This is a genomic window from Pseudomonas sp. P1_F7 (assembly GCF_056405655.1).
On record NZ_JBFUBR010000010.1, the window covers coordinates 291,018 to 311,617 of the forward strand.

Genomic DNA, 20,600 nt, shown 5'->3' on the forward strand with positions numbered 1-20,600 from the left:
GGCGTTGCCCCAAGGCTCAACCGCTGGTCAGAAAGGTCCGTCAACCTGCGATTTCTGACAGTAGACAGGCTCAAATACTAATGAGTGCAACGTTCTAAAAACGGGAGTCTCACATGAGACTGTTGTGGAAAGGGCTGTCCAGTTACACAGTGATCGGGGTCGCCAACACCCTGATTCACTGGCAGATCTTTTTCCTGCTGAGCGTGGCGGTCGGTCTCAGTCAGGCGATCAGCAACCTGGCGGCCTTCTGCGTGGCTGCGTCGTTTTCCTTCTACATGAACGCGCAATTTACCTTCGCCGCTAGTGCCACGGTCGCGGGTTACCTGCTGTTTCTTTTGGGCATGGGGGCATTGAGCCTGGGGGTTGGCCATCTGGGCGACGTCTGGCGATTGCACGGTTTGTTCACGGTGGTCCTGTTTTCGGCGTTGAGCCTGGTGTTCGGTTTCCTGTATTCCAAATACGTGGTGTTTCGTGAGCGTGATCGATGAAAATCTCGCTCATTGTCCCGGTGTTCAACGAAGAGCAGTCAATCAACCTGTTTTATCAGGCGGTGCGACGGGAGTTGAAGCTCAGCGGCACCGAAATCGAGATCGTCTTCATTAACGACGGCAGCTCCGACCGCACGGCCGAGCAGGCTACGGCACTGGCGCAGGCGGATGATCAGGTCATGCTGATCAATTTCTCGCGCAATTTCGGTAAGGAACCGGCACTGTTTGCCGGGCTGGAGCACGCCAGCGGCGATGCCGTGATTCCCATGGATGTCGATCTGCAGGACCCGATCAGTGTCATCCCGTTATTGATCGAACAATGGCTAAAGGGTGCCGACGTGGTCCTCGCAAAACGCCGTAATCGGGACGTCGACGGCTACCTCAGGCGCCACAGCGCGTCGATTTTCTACCATGTGCTCAATCGCATCGCCTACACCCGCATCGAAGAAAACGTCGGGGACTTCCGGCTGATGGATCGCAAGGTGGTCGACGTCATCCGTTCCCTGCCCGAGCATCAGTTGTTCATGAAAGGCGTGCTGTCGTGGGCCGGGTTCAACACCGTGGTGGTGGAGTTCGAGCGGGCAGGAAGGGTGGCGGGGAACAGCAAGTTCAATGTCTGGAAGCTGTGGAACCTGGCCCTGGAAGGCGTGACCTCGTTCAGCACCGTGCCGCTGCGTTTGTGGACTTACGTCGGTGGCGGCATTTCGATTTTCGCGGTGCTCTATGCGGTGTACATGGTGCTGGACAAGATTTTCTTCGGCAACAGCGTTCCCGGTTATCCGTCGCTGATGACCGCGATCCTGTTTCTCGGTGGCGTGCAACTGATCGGTATCGGCATCCTCGGCGAGTACATCGGTCGCATCTATATCGAGGCCAAGCACCGGCCGCGTTATGTGATCAAGGACATCGTCGGCGGTAAAGACCGGGGCAGGCGCTAGCATGGGCCGATTCGGCGACTTCTTCGTTCGCGAACTCAGCTGGCATCAGGTCTGGCGGTTTTTTCTGTGCGCAACCTTTGTGTATGTCCTGCCGTTGATCCTCGCGGATTTTCCCTATATCGATGACAACTGGCGCTCGCTGTCGGCAGGCATGGCCTGGGCCGAACAGGGCCGACTGTTCGCCCAGCTGTTCTACAACGTGCTGACCTTCAGCCATGCCGCGCCGAACATCTTTCCCTTGCCCTTGTTGATCGCCACGCTGGCTATGGCGTCGGCGCTGACCAGTCTGACGTTCCATTACTTTCGCCAGCCCACCGTCGCTTGCTGCCTGGTGCTGTTGCCGCTCTGGTACACCCCGTTCTTCCTGCAAAACCTGTCCTATCAATACGACGGTCCCGCCACGGCCTTGAGCCTGGTGGCGGTGATCTACGCGATCACCTTTCGCCACCCTTGGCGCGGCGTGCAGTGGCTGGTGCCGTCGTTCCTGATTGCCTTGGCGCTGGGGCTGTATCAAGTCAGCCTGAATGTGTTCCTGGGCCTGTGTTGCCTGGAATTGCTCAGGGCCGCCAACGATAAAACCGCCCCGGTGCCATGGGGCGACCTGCTGGGCTGGAAAGCCGCCCAGCTCATCCTCGGCGGGTTGATCTACAGCGTCAGTGCTTACCCGTTCATGGACTCGAATCGCACATTGCTGCTCAATTGGGCGACGAATCCTTTATTGCAGATCCAGATCAACATCGCCCGGGTCCTGGAAAAAGTCGTGCTGCTGTTCAATAGTGGATGGCTCTGGGTATTCGGCGGGTTGTTGCTGTTGGCGATAGCCGGGGCGGTGCGGCTGGGACTGAACGTAGCGGCGCGTCAGGACCGCGGACCGAAGAAGCTGTTGATCGGCCTGATGTGTTTGCTGACATTGCCGGTGGTGACGCTGCTGGTGTCCGGTGTCGCGTTGTTTTTCCGCGACTTCAACGAGGGCGCCCGCACCTTGATGGGCTTCGCCGTGCTGCTGGTGTTGCTGTGCTATTTGAGTCATCTGGCGCTGGCGTCGATCCATGAACGACTGCCACTGTTGTTGATCATTCCGCTGCTGGCGATGTTGTCGCTGTCGTTCGCCTATGGCCGGGTGCTGACGGTGCAGAAAACCTTTGCGTCCACGGCGCTGGCCGGTCTTGCGTACGACATCGCCAGCCATCAGTCGCTGCGCGAGGCCAGGCGGATCTACATCTCGGTGAGTTACTCCGACTACTGGTTAACGGCGGCGGCAGGCTCATTCAAGCAGATGCCGGTGCTGCACTACCTGCTCAATACCGACTTTTACATGCTGGCCGAGAATCTGCCAAAAGCGGGTATCACCAACGTGGTGGCGGAGCGGGAGCGGCGCAACGCGACGCGGGTTGGCTATCAGGGCTATCCGCCGCTGGTGGACAGCCAGTACTACCGGATTTACCTGATCGGTGATTACGGTTTTATCGTAATGAAGGAGCCGGCCCCGACCAAATCGCTACGTTGGTGATGTGCGATTTCGACCGGGGTGGCGAGGTCATGCCGCCGCTATGTCATGGGGTTCGAAACTGTCGGCCCGGGCCATCTGCCACATCCGCGAGTAGAACTCGCCGTTCACTTCACCGGTCAGCAACTCCCCCGGCTTGAGGAACACGTGCAATTGCGAGAACAGCTTGATCTCGGTCGCCGACATGCGTCGCACCAGATGCTTGGCGGACAACTGCGACGGATGTTCGAGGCCGGCGGCGGCGAGCATTTCCGCCAGAGCCTTGAGGGTGTTGCGGTGGAAGTTGAATACGCGCTGGGCCTTGTCCGGCACCACCAGCGCGCGCTGGCGCAGGGTGTCCTGGGTGGCGACGCCGGTCGGGCATTTGTTGGTGTGGCAACTCTGCGACTGGATGCAACCGATGGCGAACATGAAGCCGCGCGCCGAGTTGGCCCAGTCGGCGCCGATGGCCAGCACGCTGGCGATGTCGAAGGCGCTGACGATCTTGCCGCTGGCGCCGAGTTTGATCTTGTCCCGCAGGTTCAGGCCCACCAGGGTGTTGTGCACGAACAGCAGGCCCTCGCGCATCGGCACGCCGATGTGGTCGGTGAACTCCACCGGCGCCGCACCGGTACCGCCTTCCTTGCCATCGACCACGATGAAGTCCGGGAGGATGCCCGTCTCCAGCATGGCCTTGGCGATGCCCATGAACTCCCACGGATGGCCGAGACAGAACTTGAAGCCCACCGGTTTGCCGCCGGACAACTCACGCAATTGTGCGATGAAATGCATCATTTCGATCGGTGTGGAAAACGCAGTGTGGCGCGACGGTGACACGCAGTCCTCGCCCATCTGGATGCCGCGGGTTTCGGCGATTTCCCGGGTGACCTTGTGCTTGGGCAGGATGCCGCCGTGGCCGGGCTTGGCGCCCTGGCTCATCTTGATTTCGATCATTCGCACCTGCGGCGTCCGGGCTTGCGCCGCGAAGCGTTCCGGGTCGAAGCGACCGTCGCTGGTGCGGCAGCCGAAGTAACCGCTGCCCAGTTCCCAGGTCAGGTCGCCGCCGTTTTCCCGGTGATAGGGGCTGATGCTGCCTTCGCCGGTGTCATGGGCGAAATTGCCGAGCTTGGCGCCCTGGTTCAGCGCGCGGATGGCGTTGGCGCTGAGCGAGCCGAAACTCATGGCCGAGATATTGAACACCGACGCCGAATACGGCTGGGTGCACTGGGGGCCGCCGACGGTGACCCGGAAACTGCTCGGGTCGCTCAAGGGCGCCGGGCGCATGGAGTGGCCGATGAATTCGAAACCCGACTGATACACGTCAATCAGCGTGCCGAAGGGCTTGTCGGCGGTTTCATTCTTGGCTCGGGAATAGACCAGCGAGCGTTGGGCCCGGGAGAAGGGCAGGGCGTCGCTGTCGGATTCGAGCAGGTACTGGCGGATTTCCGGGCGGATGCCTTCGACCAGGTAGCGGATATTGCCGAGGATCGGGTAATTGCGACGCACCGCGTGGGGGCTTTGCAGCAGATCGAACAGGCCGATCAGGCTGAGGACTGCGGTGACGGCGGTTATCGGCCAGAGCCAGTCATATTCAAGAAAAGGCAGGCTGGCGAGGGTGAAAATCACGCAGACGGCAAAGAAGGCGTAGCGGCTCAGGAGTGACAGGCTCATACGGTTTCCTTGGGTTCGGACTCGAGTTTTCAGGCATTTTGTGCCTGGAGAAAAATCGAAAACAGCTCGGACTGGGATTTGATCCCCAGCTTGCTGTACATGTGTTTCTTGTGGACTTTCACGGTTTCGACCGAGATTTCCAGCTTGCGGGCGATTTCTTTACTGGAGCAACCGCTGAGCATCAAGCGCCCGACATCCAGCTCCCGGGCCGTCAACTGCGCGCCTTTGAGCTGCTGCACCGAGGCCTCCAGCTGTACCCGCCAGTCAGCTTGCGGCGGTGCGGGGGCCAGGGCCACTATTTCGTTGATTTCATAGGGTAGACGCTGGCGCAGCAAACCGAGCACCCACGGCTGGATCAACGACAGCAAGGCGATCTGCTGGCCGCTGAAGCGCTGCGTGCTGCCCAGGGACAGGCACAGCGTGCGGTCGCCTTCGAGCTGACAATTGAACTGGATTTCGTCGGCCACCACATTCAGACGAAAGTAGCGCTGGTAATACTCGGTCAGCTCGAAGTGCTCCGGGGCCACTTCGGACAGGCGATACAGCCCGGTGCGCGATTGCTCGCGGCAGGCGATGTAGAACGGGTCGAGCAGGTACAGGCCGCGCAGGTAATCCTGGAACAACTGGTCGGGGCTGCCGTCTTCGCCGGGACATTCGGCGAACACCTGCGGGCGCTGGTCGGCGCTGAAAAGCAGGGCCACCCAGCTGTCGAAGGACACGTACTGGTCCAGCAGGCGTACAAGCTGGGTCCAGAAATTGGGCTTGTCCAGGGCGTCGATCAGTTGCCCCACCGAGCGGTGCCAGGCGATGTCGTCCAACGAGAGTGTCATGCATCTACCCCTATCGTGTTACCCCAGCGGCGTGATTCCCCGCCCGGTTGCTTGCTGCGCATACTGGCGCACAGACACCGACCGGGCAATCTTTCTGCCGCCCGGCCCATAACAAGGAATACCCATGAAGGTCGAACTCGCCCAATTGGCAGGCCGTGACAACGACACGGCTTACAACCTCGGACGCACCCTGGCGGCGATTGCCGGGTGCGCAGCCGACACGCAGCTGATCCTGTTCCCTGAAGGCCACTTGATGGGCTTCCCTTCGGCGGAGTCCGTGGCCGAGGTAGCCGAGGCGCTGGACGGCCCGTCCGTCAGCGCGGTAATCGCCGCCGCCCGCGAGCGCAATATCGCCGTGGCCATCGGCATGGCCGAGAACGACAACGGCCGTTTCTACAACACCACGCTGCTGATCACCCCTGAAGGCATCGCGCTGAAATACCGCAAGACCCACTTGTGGGCCTCGGATCGCGGTGTCTACGAGGCGGGTGATCGCTACGCCACCTGCCTGTGGAACGGCGTGCGCGTGGGCCTGCTGATTTGCTACGACATCGAATTCCCCGAAAGCGCCCGCGCCCTGGCGCAACTGGGTGCCGAACTGTTGATCGTCACCAACGGCAACATGGACCCGTACGGCCCGACCCACCGCACCGCGATCATGGCCCGTGCCCAGGAAAACCAGGCGTTTGCGCTGATGGTCAACCGGGTGGAAGAGGGTGACGGTGGTTTGCTGTTTGCCGGCGGCAGCGCATTGGTCGATCCGTTGGGCACCTTGTTGTTCGAAGCCGGACGCGAGGAAGGGCAGTTTGCGGTCGAGCTGGACCTGAACCAGCTGACGGCGGCGCGCCAGGATTATCGCTATCTGGATGATCAGCGGCTGAGGTTGCCGGGGGAGGTGGTCGAGCAGGCGGGTGGGCTGCGGGAGCTGCTGATTCCTGCGCGCTGATCCGGATTCCGTGTTGGCTGGACTGACGCCATCGCGAGCAAGCTCGCTCCCACAGGGGGGCTCCAGTGGATTCAGATTTTGTAATCGACACAAATCCTGTGGGAGCGAGCTTGCTCGCGATGAGGCCCTCCCAGACGACACACCTGCCTGACCCAAGAACAACAACGCAACACCCGTAATTTGCGCCGAACTCGGCTCTGCCATAAATCCAATAAAATTCGGAGTAGTCGCTCATGGCTCGTTTGCAACGTACCCTGTCACTGGGGTCGGTGGTGCTGTTTGGCATCGCCTACATGACGCCGATCATTGTGCTCGGCACCTTTGGCATCCTCGCCCAATCCACCGCCGGCATGGTGCCGGCCGCGTACCTCGCGGCGCTGGTGGCGATGTTTTTCACCGCCATGAGCTACGGGCGCATGGCCTCGGCGTTCCCGGTGGCCGGCTCGGCCTACAGCTATGTGCGCAAGGCCATCAGCCCGAAACTCGGGTTCATCGCCGGTTGGGCGGTGCTGCTCGATTACCTGTTCCTGCCGATGGCGATCTGGCTGATCGGTGCGGCCTACCTCAACTCCGCATTCCCGGCCGTGCCGCAGTGGATCTGGGTGCTGGCGTTCATCGGCATCACCAGCGCGATCAACATCGTCGGCCTGAAACTGGCCAACGGCATCAATGCCTTGCTGATGCTGGTGCAGTTCCTGGTGCTGATCGCCTTCGTCGCGTTGTGCGTGCACTACGTCGGCGGTGATGCGAGTACGCCGTTGTGGTCGATCAAGCCGTTCTTCAATGGCGACATGCAGATGCCGTTGATCATGAGCGGCGCGGCCATCGCCTGCTACTCGTTCCTCGGCTTCGACGCGGTCAGCACCCTGACCGAAGAAACCCGCGACCCACGCCGCACCATTCCCCGGGCGATCATGCTGATCACCCTGATCGGCGGGCTGATTTTCGTCGGTGTGTCGTACTTCGTGCAGATCGCCCATCCGTCGTTCCTGTTCGACAGCGTCGACTCGGCGGCCTACGAAATTGCCCGCAACATCGGTGGCGACCTGTTCGTGTCGATCTTCCTGATCGGCCTGATCGTCGGCCAGTTCGCATCGGGCCTGTCGGCCCAGGCCAGCGGTTCGCGGCTGCTGTACGCCATGGGCCGCGACGGCGTGCTGCCAAAAGCGTTTTTCGGCACCTTGCACGAACGCTTCGGCACGCCGATCAACAGCATCCTGCTGTGCGCGGTGGTGGCGTTGCTGGCACTGAAACTGGACGTCACCACCTCGACCTCGTTCATCAACTTCGGCGCGTTCCTGGCGTTTAGCCTGGTCAACCTGTCGGTGATCTTCCATTACTGGATCGGTGGCGAGAAAAAAGGCCCACGCGAATTCGTGCTGTTCCTGCTGTTCCCGTTCATCGGCCTGGCAGCGGATTTGTGGCTGATGGTCAGCCTCGATCATTTGGCGGTTTATCTGGGGTTGAGCTGGCTGGCGATTGGAGTGGTGTACCTGGCCGTGCTGACCGGCGGTTTCCGTCGGCAGCCGCCGGAGATGGATTTCCAGGAAGCTGCATAAAGGAAACTGTAGGAGCGAGCTTGCTCGCGATAAACCTGAGGGCGCCGATGGGCATCTGGTTTTACGCGTTTTCGCGAGCAAGCTCGCTCCTACAGGGCGGACATGTGATCCTTGCCGCTTTTGAGTCAAGGGCCTTCTGTTTATGTCGACGTTTTCCATGCCAGCCACCGGGACCATCCGCATCGCCGCTGCCTTATTGATCGGTCCCGACGGCCGCACGTTGCTGGTGCGCAAGCGCGGTACCACGGCGTTCATGCAGCCGGGTGGCAAGATCGAGCCCCACGAGTTGCCGGTTCACGCCCTGGCCCGGGAGCTGGAAGAAGAGCTGGGTCTGGACATCGACCCGGCGCAGGCTGTTTACCTCGGTCATTTCTCGGCACCGGCCGCCAACGAACCGGGTTTTGTCGTACACGCCGAGATTTTTCAGCTGCACATCGATGTCGACGTGACGCCTGCGGCGGAAATCGAAGAAGTGATCTGGATCAACCCGGCCACCGACGGCGATGTCAGCCTGGCGCCATTGACACGGGACCTGATCCTGCCGTTTTATCGGGCATCGCTGACCGCGATCGCCTGATCATTACGCAAAGGACCTCGCCCATGATCCCGCTTCAAGACCTGTTGATTTTTGCTGCTGCCGCGTTGCTGATGGTACTGACGCCGGGGCCGAACATGATCTACCTGATCTCCCGTTCGATCTGCCAGGGGCGCAAGGCCGGGGTGATCTCGTTGCTTGGGGTGGTCGCCGGATTCTTCGTGCACCTGTTTGCCGCGGCTGCCGGTTTGACCGCGGTGTTCCTGGCGGTGCCGATGGCCTATGAGGTGTTGAAGTGGGCCGGTGCGCTGTACCTGTTGTGGCTGGCCTGGCAGGCGGTCAAACCCGGTGCGCGCTCGCCGTTCGAGGCGCAGCAGTTGCCCCCGGATTCGTCGCGCAAGCTGATCACCATGGGCTTTCTGACCAGCGCCCTGAACCCGAAAATCGCGGTGTTCTATCTATCGGTGTTTCCGCAGTTCATCACGCCGGAGCATGGCTCGGTGTTCAGCCAGAGCATCATCCTCGGCCTGACCCAGATCAGCGTCAGTTTCTGCGTCAACCTGCTGATCGCCATGTTTGCCGCGGGCATCGCCTCGTGGTTCGTCAGTAATCCGACCTGGCTGGCGATGCAGCGCTATTTCATGGGTTTCGTGTTGTCGGCGCTGGCGCTGCGGCTGATGCTTGAGCAAAAACGGATGGTTTGAGGATGTGGATCGAACGACTGGATGCCAGCCATGCCCTGGACTACCGGGCGCTGATGCTCGAAGCCTACGACCTGCACCCACAGGCCTTCACTTCGAGCGTGCGCGAGCGGGCGGCGATGCCGCTGGACTGGTGGGAGTCGCGCCTGACGGGCAAGCTGGACGTGGTGCTCGGGGCGTTCGAAGAAGGCCGGTTGGCCGGCATTGTCGGCCTTGCATTCGAGCCTCGGGAAAAGGCCCGGCACAAGGTGACGCTGTTTGGCATGTACGTCTCACCGACGGTCCGTCAGCGCGGGCTCGGTTATCAACTGGTTCAGGCGGCATTGGCCGAGGCGCAGAACCATGCGGGTTTGCGCCTGATCCAGTTGACCGTCACCGCCGGCAACGATGCCGCGTTCAACCTCTACCAGCGCTGCGATTTCGTCCAGTTCGGCCTGGAACCGATGGCCGTGCGGGTGGGGGAGGACTACTTCGACAAGATCCACATGTGGCGCGAGCTCTGAAGATCACCAAGATCCCCTGTGGGAGCGAGCTTGCTCGCGATAGCGGACTGACATTCAACACCTGTATTGACTGGCACGCCGCCATCGCGAGCAAGCTCGCTCCCACAGGGACGTGTGTTGCTCTAACGAACTGCACTAACCCCATCCAATGTCGAAAACGACGTGTCCTTGGCTGTCAGCAAGAAGTCGCGCATGTACGGCGCATCGAGCATGTCGGCCCTGATCGCCGCATACAGTGTGGCGAACAAACCTTTCTCACCCAGCCGCTTGGCTTTCACATAGCCCCGTGAGCTGTATTCATGCAGTGCCCAATGGGGCATGCCGCACACGCCACGACCGCTGGCCACCAGTTGCATCATCATCACCGTCAGTTCCGAGGTGCGGACCTGGGCCGGTTCGATGTCGGCGGGTTCGAGGAAGCGGGTGAAGATGTCCAGCCGGTCCCGTTCCACCGGGTAGGTGATCAAGGTTTCCGGGAGCAGGTCTTCCGGGACGATATAGGCCTTGCTGGCCAGGCGGTGCTGGTTGGCCACCGCCAGCATCGCTTCATAAGTGAACAGCGGTACATAGGTGATCCCGGCCAGGTCCACCGGATCGGAGGTCACCACCAGGTCCAGGTCGCCACGGGCCAGGGCCGGCAGCGGGGCGAAGGAAAACCCGGAGGCCAGGTCCAGCTCGACTTCCGGCCAGGCGTCGCGGAACTGGTCGATGGTCGGCATCAGCCACTGGAAACAACTGTGGCACTCGATGGCCATGTGCAGACGACCGGCGGTGCCCCCGGCCAGGCGACTGATGTCGCGTTCGGCGGCGCGCAGCAGCGGCAGGGTGGCGTCGGCCAGTTGTAGCAGGCGCAAACCGGCGCTGGTGAAGCGCACCGGTTTGGTCTTGCGCACGAACAGCGGCATGCCCATGCGCTCCTCCAGCTCCTTGAACTGATGGGACAGGGCCGACTGGGTCAGGTGCAGGCGATCGGCCGCATCCACCAGGCTGTCGGCTTCGCGCAAGGCGTGCAGGGTCTTGAGGTGACGGATTTCAAGCACCGGGGGCTCCATGAGGAAAACTTGTCGATAAATCGAAAAGGTTGAGTTTGTCTCATGTTGATGCCGCTGTCGACTACAAGCACGGCGGAGCACATCGCGTGCTCCGCCGTTGCTGCTTTACAGGGTGGAGAAGTGTTTGTTGCCCAGCGGTTTACCAATGTCGCCGCGCCAGATCGCCTCGACCGTACCGCCGCTGGCGGCAACGTCCCTCTGCCATTGCAGGCCCAGGTTGCGTTGTTCCGGCAGTTTCAGATGGCCTTTGACGAAGTCACTGAATTGCGGCTGGGCCGAGGTGTAGTGGAAATGTGCGTACCACAGGGTTTGCACCGGTTCGCTGCGCAGGTCGCGCACCTCGTACTCCTGGAGGAAATCCCGTCGACCGTCTGCGCGTCTGCCCAGGTCGCGCAAGCCACCTTCCTTGCGGATGTCCACCACTTGCTGTTCAAGCAGATAGTCCAGATAACCTTCGGTCGGGGTTTTGCTGTTCATGCTTTGCTCGATGCGCAGGGTGCGCCCCGTGAGCAACATCTCATTCGCCCGATTGCGCAATTGCAGCGTCACGGTCTCAGCAGGGGACAACCGTTCGATGGCCTGGGCGCGCAGGGTCAACTCCGCAGCTTCGCTGCTCATCATGTGCTCCAGGTCGACGGGCAGCATGTTTTGCTGCGCATAGCCTTTGACTTTGTTGGTATAGGCGTCCGCGGCCCCCAGCCTTTTTCCGGCCTCTGTCAGCAGCGGCCTGACATCGGTCGGCAGCATCGGTTGCGCGGAGACGGCTGGTTCACTGAGGTGATATTTACCGGTGGAGCGGGGCAGCCAGGTTTCCTTGTAGCCATTGACGTCAATGATGAAGTGCTGTTGCCGAGTCACGACATCGGTACTGGGCTCGCCAATCAGCAATCGGTTGTCTTCAGTCTCGAACAGTTGTTTTCCGGTGCTTTTTGTCGGAGGTGGGGTTGCAGATCGATTACTGATGGCATTGCGGGCGAATGTTTCCATCTGGTCGAGGTTATCCAGAAACAAAGTGACTTGCTCCAAATCCAGGTGTTGCGGATAGCCCAGCGTCCAGGCGCCGAGCTGGCGACGGAATTGGGTGTAGATGTCCAGGCAATCTTCGAAAACCCTGGTGCGCTGGACGACGCTGGAGCGTACTTGCGGCAGATGATGTTGGGTCAGCAGGGCACGTCCAACCTTCTCGCGGGACTTTTTCAACTGCACATGGAAGTAAGTCCACGACAGATCGTCGACAGCGTCGTAGTGGGTGATGGTTTCCAGCACATGCGCCGCCTTCAGGTACCGGTAATTGGCATCGCTGTATACGTTGTTCAGCTGTTCGATGGTCCTGGCCACGTTCTCTTTATGCCTGGGGCGGGTGATGCGACTGTGCCATCGGTTGGCTTCTTCGGCGGCTTGATGCTGCTGGTCAAACTCAGTGATAAAGGCTTTTCGCACTTCCTTGCGCTCGGCCATCAGTTTCAAGTGTGCGACGGTATCGGTGACCGGCGTCGTGTCCGAGCGGGTGATCAGTTGTTCGATTCGGTCGAGGTATTCCAGCAGTCGCTCCCTGACCAGGCCGATCCTGCGGTCCAGTCGGTCGACGACAATCCAGGCGCAGCGGCTTTGAATGTCAATGATCTGGGCGCGATTGTTGCCATGACTCAACACCACCAGCTCTTCAAGGGTCAGGTACAAAGCCTGTGTGGTTTCGATGTCGTCCAGGCAGGCAAGATCGACAGCGGGGCGATGTGCCGGGCGCTGCGCGGGTGAAAGATCGTAGTAGCCCTGCACCAGGCTGCTGTTCTTACGGGTCTGGGCATCGAGGCGCCGGGTATGGGCATCGGCGGTGTTTTTCAGGGTTAACTGCCGACGCAAGGCCCGATCCGTCCACCAGCGTGGCAGCCAGCGGCGAATGGCGACCGGCCAGAGTGGGTCCAATCCATCGGCCATGTGCCCAAGCACCGCGCCACCCCCCACGCCGCCGCCTTCAATCACGGTGCCGTACACTGCGTAGTGGGTGTTCCACTGGCCGGACTCATCCAGGGCAACCGGCTGTTTGTAGGTCCGGCTGCTGGTGCCGCTCAAGCGCCAGCGGGGTGGTTTGCCTTCCAGTTCGATGCGATAAATTCGCCCTTGGCTGAGCATGAATTCGCCGTCGGCGTGACGATACACGTTGCGATAAATGCCTTCGGTGCCCGGTTGCAAGCCCGCGAGGGAAAGCGGTTTTTCATATTCATAACCCTTGAAGCGTTCCAGGGCACGCCGTGCCTGGTGTCGCGTCGATACCTGCAAGGCCCGCGGGCTTTTACCCAGCGCCCGCCACTGACGACTGCGCGTGGCGGCGCGGGCGGCAGCGGGCGCGGCACTGGCACCGGGGAGAATGTCCATGGCCGCGTCGATCAGCGACAACAGCACCGCCTCCACCTCGGCCAGGCCATGGCCGACATCACCGCGCAGGAAGGCCGCCACCGCCAGGTTGGCGCTGTTCCAGGCGTCGTACAGGGCGATGGCCGTACCGACGAAGGGCAGCATGCCCACGGCCATTTTCAGGTAGTTGAACATGGCGCCGGACTTCAAGGCGACGTTCTCCAGGTACAACGCATCGTTGGAGCGCGATGTCGCCCGATGTGCTTCGAGCAAACGGCCCATATGCGCGTTCAGCAGATGCGCCGCCAGGGAGGTGCTGGATGGCCAAGGCGTACCGACGCCGATCAGGCCCTCGAAGTTTCTCACTCGCGCCTCGTTGATTCGACTGACGTGATGGGCGAACTCTCCGGTCAAGGCCCGGCCGGCGAGATAGGTGACCATGGAGCTGCGCAGGCAATCGTTGAACAGACGCAGACGAGCCTGTTCAAGGCTGTCGAACTGGCGCAGAAGGACACCGTCGGGGTTGTCTGGCAGATAAAGCAAAGTCAGGCCGCTGATCTGCTCCACGATAAAGGTGACGCCGGACAGCGTGGTCGGCCCCTGGCCAGGGGTGTCCTTGCCGCCCACCGTCAGGTGTGCCGGCAGCAGTTCGATGCGCTTGCCATTGGCGCTGAAGGCTTCACGGCTGTTGGCATCGATGGCGATGTCCAAGACTTGTTGGCCATCGGCATTGATGTCTTTGGTGAGCACGGCGAATTCGCCTTGCAAACGCAGCATCAGGCGCCAGGGTTCACTCAGACATTCGTGCCGGTATTCGTTGCTGAACGTCGATGCCGTCGAGGGACCGAGAAAGGTCTCGCTGATCAGCGTTTCATATTTCCCGGCCACATCCAGCTCGGTGACCAGCTTGCGCAGCCAGGACATAGTGATGCCGCTTTTCACTTTCTGCCGTTGTACGGCGTCGGCACCGCTGACCTCGACCTGCATCAGCGACAGTCGCCACCACATTTCCTGATCGATGTTGCTCAGCGCCAGGTCGCCGAGGGACAGCTTGCTGCGCTGCTCGCTGGCGACCAGTACATTTTTCTGGGGGGTGCCTGGCGCGGCGCCTTCGATGACGACTTTGCGCCAGGTCGTGGAATCGGGAATGTCGAGCAGCACCTGCATGGATTGGGTAAGGTCGAAGTCCTGGCGCAGCCGGGCGTCGACAGCTTTCTTGGTGAAGGTTTCCCGAGGCGGCAGCTCGCGTTCCAGCCACTCGTGGGAACGTTTCATCGCGGCGATATAGGACTTGAACAGCGCCTTGAGTCGGTCACGCTGCACGGCGGAGAGATCGCCATGCCACGCCGGCAATTGTGCAGCCAGCGCACTGCTGCGGTTTTGTTCGAGGATGTGCGCGTACGCCAACTCTCGGGCGGCGGACCGGGGAACGGTCAGGCAGGCAAGGGTCTGTTCGCGCAGCTTTTTCCAGTTCGGCCGCGCGTTGGATGGCATGAGACGGCACAGGATTGGCCGCCATTATCCGGACCGCCTGCTGTTCACAGCTGTGAAGCTGGGTCTGCAAGGCGTACTCGAACGGCGGGCCGTTCAGCGGCAAGACGTGCAGGGCCAGGGTGTTGTCGTTGGCCGGGCGTTTGAACAAGGTCTGCTCCAGCGCCTGTCGAGAGCTGAAGCGCTGCAAACCACCGAAGCGCCCGGGCCAGTAGAGCAACAGGCTGTCGGTCGAGGACGGCAGCAATGCCGAGGGTTTGGCAAACAACAGGACACCGGCCAGTTCCTCGGTTTGCGTGCGGTGGGTATCGCCCTCAGTGTTCGTTTCTGACAGTTCCAGTCGTGCAACCACTACATCGGCCGCCGGGGCTTGATCGGTGGCATCCAGCACACGGGTGAGCCACTGATGTTCTTCACTGTTGATCTGGTTCAGGCTCAATTGCAGTTCGGCTTCGGCGCGCAATCCGGTCTTGCGTGCCTGGTGCAGGGCGGCGTAATGCGGACCTGGCTGGTGACGCAACTCCAGCAACTTGACGGTATCGCCTGTGTCCAGCAGCGCCGTTGCTGCAGTTGTGCTGGCCTGCTCGGCAGCAGCGAGGGCGTCGATTTGTTGTTGCAGGCGTTGCAGGCGCGGATCGTCGGCATCACCGGTAAAATCATCGCCGAGCAACGCTTCCAGTGCCGCCCGTTGTTGTACCAGTGCACGGTGACGGACACCCAAAGGGATATCGGGGCTTAGCTGGCCGAACAGGGCAGCGGAGTCATTTGCCTCCACCAACGGCAGGTCCGGTGGCGCTGACAGTGCCGCAGCATTACCGGACCGATCGACGGTGGCCACGGACAAGCGGGACGACAGGGCTTCGGCGCTGGTGAGCAGCACCGTCTTGTCGAGGACGGTGTATTCGACCTTGACCGTGTCCGTCGACAGGCGGGGCTGATCGAACCGCTGCGGTTGATGTTCGATCAACCAGCGTTCCAGTTCATTACGGGATTTGAATGTCATCCAGGCGGATGAATGCGAAGGCAGATACAACAGCTGAGCGACCGGCTGATCGGTATCCCGGGTGATGACCAACGCGCCGGACAGCTCGACAGACAGACCTTTTCCATCCTTGAGATTCAGTTGTTCGACATACACCGAGTGCTCGTCAGGTGTTGTTGCTTGCTCTGGCGGGTCGATCATCGCCATCAGCGTTTTGACCTGCCCGGCATCCAGGATGCCCTGGGCAAACGCCCATTGGCTCGACGTCTCGAAATGCTGGCGATACAAGTGGATAGCCTGTGCCCGGCGCGATCGATCGGTGCCGAGCGCACGTGCGCTCCACCAATCGCTATCGAGGGCAGATTGCGGGCTCTGCGCCATGAGGGCGAGCCATTGTTCGCGGCACTCATCCCAGCGCGCCACGGCGCTCAGGCTCAGGCCTTGATCCGGATTGGCGGGCAAAGGGAAGGTAAGGCCGAAATCGGCCGCAAGGGGGGTGGTTTCGTCAACCATGACGATGAGTCTCCAGAAGGCCGGGCCGTGCCGGCGGTAGGGGCATTAGGAGGCAGTCGTCAAACGGTCGGGTGGTACATAGTTATGGCGAGGCCAAATCTGACGCCTGATGACCGCTCGGCACTCTTCATCAAACTGTCATGGAACTGTGGCAGCGCACTTGAACAAACTTCATCAGACTCGCGCTCTACTGGGATTCTGCGTTTTGGTGTTTTTTCATGGGTGCTTCATTCTTTTCACGAATCGTATTTTTGGCCGCGCTGTTGTTCGGCCTGCCGTCCCTGGCGGCTTCGCGTTGTGACGTCAATGTTCCGACCGAACGGGTGGATCTGGCCCAGGTAAGCCTGGCGTACCAGAGCATTGGCCGTGCGTCGGATCCGGCATTGCTGCTGGTGATGGGCCTGGGCGGGCAATTGATTCACTGGCCGGACGAGGTGGTGGTCGCGCTGTGCCAGCAGGGGTTCCGGGTGATCCGCTATGACAATCGCGATGTCGGCCTGTCGACCTGGCGGCAAGCACCGGCCGAAGCCAACCTGACCTTCGAAGTGCTGCGCTACAAACTCGGATTGCCGGTGTCGTCGCCGTACTCGCTGACCGACATGGCCGACGATGGCCTGGGCTTGATGGACGCCTTGCACATCGATCAATTCCACGTGTTGGGCGCCAGCATGGGCGGGATGATCGCTCAGCACATGGCGGCCATGGCACCGCAACGGGTCGAGAGTCTGACCCTGATCATGACCACTTCCGGAGCCGAAGGCTTGCCGGCGCCGAGTGCGGCACTGGTGCAGTTGTTGGCCCGGCGCGGCGCACCGAACCGCGAAGTGGCCCTGGAGCAACAGGCCGACCTGTTGGCGGCGCTGGGCAGCCCGATGGTCACCGATGATCGTCAGGCGCTGCTGCATCAGGCGGCGCAGTCCTATGACCGGGCGTTCAATCCCGAGGGCGTGAAACGCCAGATCATGGCCATTCTCGCCGAGCCGAGCCGGGTGACGCTGCTCAATCAGTTGCGGGTGCCGGCGCTGGTGGTGCATGGCACGGCCGATCCGCTGCTGCCGGTGATGCACGGCGTGCATCTGGCGGCGCATCTACGAGGCAGCCAATTGATCCTGATTCCCGGCCTGGCCCATCGCTTCCAGGAGGCGTTCAAGGCGCCGTTGCTGGCGGCGGTGTTGCCGTACTTGCGCGAGCACCGTGAAGACACTTCGCACTGGGCGCAGATCGAGCCTGTGGCCGATCGCAACCTTCTCTAACCCCTCAATCCCCTGTAGGAGCAGCCTCCGGCAGCTCCTACAGAGGTAGTGGGCGATCAGGTTTTGCTCAATGGCTTAGCCCGTATTTTTTCACTTTGTCGAACAGCGTGGTCTTGGCCATGCCCAGTTCCTGGCTGGCCTGGGTCAGGTTGCCGCCGCTGCGTTGCAAGGCATCGCTGAGCAGGTTGCGCTCAAAGGCTTCCACCGCTTCGGCAAAGGCCAGGCCCTGAGCGCTGCCGCCTGCGCCAGGTTTCTTGAACGCCGGCAGGCCCAGGGCAAAGCGCTCGGCAACGTTGCGCAGTTCACGCACGTTGCCCGGCCAGTCGTGGCTCATCAGGTTCGAAACGGTCTGGTTGTCCAGCTCTGGCGCCGTGCGGTCGAAGCGCAGGGACGACTGCTGCAGGAAGTGTTCGAACAGTTGCAGGATGTCCTCGCGGCGTTCGCGCAATGGCGGCAGTTCCAGGGTCACCACGTTGAGGCGGTAGTACAGGTCGCTGCGGAATTCGCCGGCCTTGCTCGACTCGACGAGGTCGGATTTGGTCGCCGCGATCACCCGGCAATCCACCGCTACGCTCTGGTTCGAGCCGAGGCGTTCGAGGGTGCGTTCCTGCAACACCCGCAGCAGTTTGATCTGCAAGGGCAGAGGCATGCTTTCCACTTCGTCGAGGAACAGCGTGCCGCCGTCGGCGTGTTCGATCTTGCCGATCCGCCGTTTGCCCGCGCCGGTAAAGGCGTTGGCCTCGTGGCCGAAAATTTCGCTTTCGAAGAGGTTCTCCGGCAGGCCGCCGCAGTTCAAGGCGACGAACTGCTTGGTGTGCCGCCGGCTGAAATCGTGCAGGCAGCGCGCGACCAACTCCTTGCCGGTGCCGGTCTCGCCTTCGATCAGCACGTTGGCCGAGGTGTCGGCGACGTTGGCAATCAGTTCCCGCAGGTTCTGCATGGCCGGCGAGCGTCCGATGATCCGCCCTTCGAGGGAGTCACGCTCGGCCAATTGCCGACGCAGCGACGAGACTTCTCGTGCCAGGCTGCGTTGCTCCAGGGCGCGACGAGCCACGTCCACCAGGCGCTCCGGAGAGAACGGCTTTTCCATGAAGTCGTAGGCGCCTTTCTGCATCGCGCCGACGGCCATGGAAATGTCGCCGTGCCCGGTGATCAGCACCACCGGCAGGCTGCGGTCGCGGGCCTTGAGCCGGGTCAGCAATTCCAGGCCATCGATGCCCGGCAGGCGAATGTCGCTGACGACGATGCCGGCAAAATTTTCGCCGACCTGCTCCAGCGCTTCTTCGGCGCTGCCCACGCCAATGCAGGGAATGTCTTCCAGGGTCAGCGCCTGTTGGCAGCCGAGCAGCACATGGGGGTCGTCTTCGACGATCAATACACTAAGTTCGTTGTTCATATTGGCTCGGCGGGAGTGGGGCTTACCAACGGTAAACTGAGGACGAATGTAGTACCACCGCTGGCCGGGTGCTCGACACCCAGATGACCGCCGGTGGCGGCGGCCAGGCTGGCGGAAAGGGTCAGGCCAAGGCCCAGGCCCTGTTCACCGGGTTTGGTGGTGAAGAAGGGTTCGAACAGGTGCTTGCGCGCTTCGGCGTCGATGCCGTGGCCGTTGTCTCGCACGCGCAGGCGGTATTTGCCATCGAACTCTTCGCCCTCGAGCCACAGCTCGGGTTGCGGTTGCGCTTGCATGGCGTCGAGGGCGTTGCCGATCAGGTTGACCAGAATCTGCTCCAGGCGGGTCTGGTCGATCTGCACCTGCACAGCTTCGAAATGGCGGTGCAATTGCAGAGGGGTGTTTTCCACCCGTGCACCGTGCAATTGCAGGGCCGCGTCCACCGCTTTGCCGAGGCAGGCCTGGCCCTTATCGTCCCCGCGCCGGGCGAACGAGCGCAGGCTGGCGGTGATCCGGCCCATGCGGTCGATCAGTTCGTTGATGGTCTTGAGGTTGGTGCTGGCCACATCGAGCTGGCCGCGTTCGAGGAAGCGCACGGTATTGCCGGACAAGGTGCGCAGCGCCGCCAGCGGCTGGTTCAGTTCGTGGGCGATGCTGGTGGACATCTGGCCGATGGCCGCGAGTTTTCCGGCCTGTACCAGTTCATCCTGGGCGCGGCGCAAAGTCTCTTCGGCGAGCCGGCGCTCGCGGATCTGCCCTTTGAGCCGTTCGTTGCTGGCGCGCAGGTCGGTGGTGCGTTCGGTAATCCGACGCTCCAGCTGGTTGTTGGCTTCCTGCAAGGCTTCCCGGGCCGCGAGGCGGGTGGCGATCACCTTGCGCCGCTCGTTCCAGGCGATCAACAGAAAGGCACAGAGGGCAAACGCCACGGCCACCAGGATCCCCTGGTTGATCGCTTCGCGGCGCAAATCCTGGAGCGGCGTGAGCAGGGTGAAATTCCACGGCGTATCGCTCAATGGCCGAGTTTGCGCCAGGTAGCTGATGTTTTCGTCGTCGGACACCAGTTCGCTGTTGGCCGGGAACGTGAGTTTTTCCACGCCTTCGGACAGGGTTTCCCGGGCCAGCGGCTGCAGTTCGTTGAGCGGGAACCAGTAGTACTGCAGGCTGCGGGCGAGTTTTTCCTTGGTTTCTTCACTCAGCGGCACCACCGATTTCAAACGCCGAGCCGGATCGCTGGACAGAATGATGATGCCGTTCTCGTCGCTGACGAAGGCTTCCAGGCGTGCCCGTTGCCAGCGTTCTTCCATGGCTTCCAGGCGTACCTTGACCACCGCGACGCCAATGATCTTGCCGTGTTCTTCCAGGCCATGGGCCAGGTAGTAACCGGGTTCGCCGTTGGTACTGCCGATGCCGTAGAAGCGTCCTGGCTGACCGCGCACGGCGTTCTGGAAATAGGCACGGAAGGACAGGTCTTCACCCAGGTAACTGTCGACATCACGCCAGTTGCTGGTGGCCATGACGCGGCCGGTGGTGTCCATCACGTAGATGGCCCGACTGCGGCTGCGCCGGTTCAGGCCTTCGAGGTAATCGTTGACCGTTTGCCGGTGTTCCGGGGTCGGGTCGGCCAGCAACTGCGAAACGCTGGTTTCGAGCTCCAGCAGGCTGGGCAGGTAGGTGTATTTGCTGATTTCGCTTTCGACGGCACGGGCGTGCAGTTCCAGCTGTCGCTGGCCGTTCTCGCCAAGGCTGCGAATGCCATAGTGCTCACTGATCCAGAAGCCGATATAGCCCAGGCCGATCATCATGGCGATGATCAGCGGTGGCAGGAACAAATGACGAACCAGACGGGGTTTCACGGCGAGTGATGGCATTGCTGCGCGATAAAGATTGGGGTCGCATTTCATCACAGA

General features: G+C 61.4%; 16 protein-coding genes. 9 read left to right on the forward strand and 7 right to left on the reverse strand.

Annotated features, from left to right (window positions below):
* The first annotated feature begins 113 nt into the window (after positions 1-113).
* From AC1D1M_RS16745 to AC1D1M_RS16755, 3 genes are read left to right on the forward strand one after another with little or no spacing between them, the layout of a single operon-like run.
* On the forward strand, positions 114-488 hold the full coding sequence (locus tag AC1D1M_RS16745; RefSeq protein ID WP_477776498.1) for a GtrA family protein: 375 nt from the start codon (positions 114-116) through the stop codon (positions 486-488).
* Entirely contained in the window at positions 485-1,426 is a 942-nt protein-coding gene (locus AC1D1M_RS16750) for a glycosyltransferase family 2 protein (protein WP_477776499.1), read from the forward strand. The genes AC1D1M_RS16745 and AC1D1M_RS16750 overlap by 4 nt, the downstream gene beginning before the upstream one ends.
* Position 1,427: 1 nt before the next feature.
* Positions 1,428-2,936 carry a glucosyltransferase domain-containing protein gene (locus AC1D1M_RS16755; protein ID WP_477776500.1) on the forward strand — a complete coding sequence of 503 codons (1,509 nt, stop codon included), beginning with the start codon at positions 1,428-1,430 and terminating at the stop codon, positions 2,934-2,936.
* 27 nt (positions 2,937-2,963) lie between these two features.
* Here AC1D1M_RS16755 and AC1D1M_RS16760 read toward each other — a convergent pair whose 3' ends face one another.
* On the reverse strand, positions 2,964-4,583 hold the full coding sequence (locus AC1D1M_RS16760; protein WP_477776501.1) for an FMN-binding glutamate synthase family protein: 1,620 nt from the start codon (positions 4,581-4,583) through the stop codon (positions 2,964-2,966).
* A 29-nt stretch (positions 4,584-4,612) separates the two neighbouring features.
* Positions 4,613-5,413 carry a helix-turn-helix transcriptional regulator gene (locus AC1D1M_RS16765; protein ID WP_477776502.1) on the reverse strand — a complete coding sequence of 267 codons (801 nt, stop codon included), beginning with the start codon at positions 5,411-5,413 and terminating at the stop codon, positions 4,613-4,615.
* Between the two features lie 124 nt (positions 5,414-5,537).
* Here AC1D1M_RS16765 and AC1D1M_RS16770 point away from each other — a divergent pair, with 124 nt between their 5' ends.
* From AC1D1M_RS16770 to AC1D1M_RS16790, 5 genes are all read left to right on the forward strand, one after another.
* The gene (locus AC1D1M_RS16770; RefSeq protein WP_477776503.1) at positions 5,538-6,359 is read left to right on the forward strand and encodes a carbon-nitrogen hydrolase family protein; all 822 of its coding nucleotides are present in this window, start codon (positions 5,538-5,540) and stop codon (positions 6,357-6,359) included.
* A gap of 233 nt (positions 6,360-6,592) precedes the next feature.
* A complete protein-coding gene (locus tag AC1D1M_RS16775; protein WP_477776504.1) occupies positions 6,593-7,918 on the forward strand; it encodes an APC family permease in 1,326 nt (441 codons plus the stop codon).
* Between the two features lie 142 nt (positions 7,919-8,060).
* Positions 8,061-8,495: an NUDIX hydrolase gene (locus tag AC1D1M_RS16780; RefSeq protein ID WP_477776505.1), complete on the forward strand. Its 435-nt coding sequence runs from the start codon at positions 8,061-8,063 to the stop codon at positions 8,493-8,495.
* A 23-nt stretch (positions 8,496-8,518) separates the two neighbouring features.
* Positions 8,519-9,157, forward strand: coding sequence for a LysE family translocator (locus AC1D1M_RS16785; protein WP_477776506.1), 639 nt, complete (start codon positions 8,519-8,521; stop codon positions 9,155-9,157).
* Between the two features lie 2 nt (positions 9,158-9,159).
* On the forward strand, positions 9,160-9,657 hold the full coding sequence (locus tag AC1D1M_RS16790) for an N-acetyltransferase family protein (protein ID WP_477776507.1): 498 nt from the start codon (positions 9,160-9,162) through the stop codon (positions 9,655-9,657).
* Between the two features lie 122 nt (positions 9,658-9,779).
* Here the strand turns inward: AC1D1M_RS16790 and metR are convergent, their stop codons facing one another.
* The 3 genes from metR to AC1D1M_RS16805 form a co-directional block, all read right to left on the reverse strand.
* Entirely contained in the window at positions 9,780-10,697 is a 918-nt protein-coding gene (metR, locus tag AC1D1M_RS16795) for a transcriptional regulator MetR (protein ID WP_007985733.1), read from the reverse strand.
* A gap of 117 nt (positions 10,698-10,814) precedes the next feature.
* Positions 10,815-14,336, reverse strand: a complete 3,522-nt coding sequence (locus tag AC1D1M_RS16800) for a dermonecrotic toxin domain-containing protein (protein ID WP_477776553.1) — start codon at positions 14,334-14,336, stop codon at positions 10,815-10,817.
* 37 nt (positions 14,337-14,373) lie between these two features.
* Positions 14,374-16,047: a dermonecrotic toxin domain-containing protein gene (locus AC1D1M_RS16805; RefSeq protein WP_477776508.1), complete on the reverse strand. Its 1,674-nt coding sequence runs from the start codon at positions 16,045-16,047 to the stop codon at positions 14,374-14,376.
* A gap of 218 nt (positions 16,048-16,265) precedes the next feature.
* Here AC1D1M_RS16805 and AC1D1M_RS16810 point away from each other — a divergent pair, with 218 nt between their 5' ends.
* Positions 16,266-17,300 carry an alpha/beta fold hydrolase gene (locus tag AC1D1M_RS16810; protein ID WP_477776509.1) on the forward strand — a complete coding sequence of 345 codons (1,035 nt, stop codon included), beginning with the start codon at positions 16,266-16,268 and terminating at the stop codon, positions 17,298-17,300.
* 67 nt (positions 17,301-17,367) lie between these two features.
* On the opposite strand, the gene aauR is transcribed toward AC1D1M_RS16810, so the two are convergent.
* Entirely contained in the window at positions 17,368-18,696 is a 1,329-nt protein-coding gene (aauR, locus tag AC1D1M_RS16815; RefSeq protein WP_477776510.1) for a two-component response regulator AauR, read from the reverse strand.
* Positions 18,693-20,594, reverse strand: a complete 1,902-nt coding sequence (gene aauS, locus AC1D1M_RS16820) for a two-component sensor histidine kinase AauS (RefSeq protein WP_477776511.1) — start codon at positions 20,592-20,594, stop codon at positions 18,693-18,695. Before aauS ends, aauR begins: the two co-directional genes overlap by 4 nt.
* Positions 20,595-20,600: the final 6 nt, after the last annotated feature.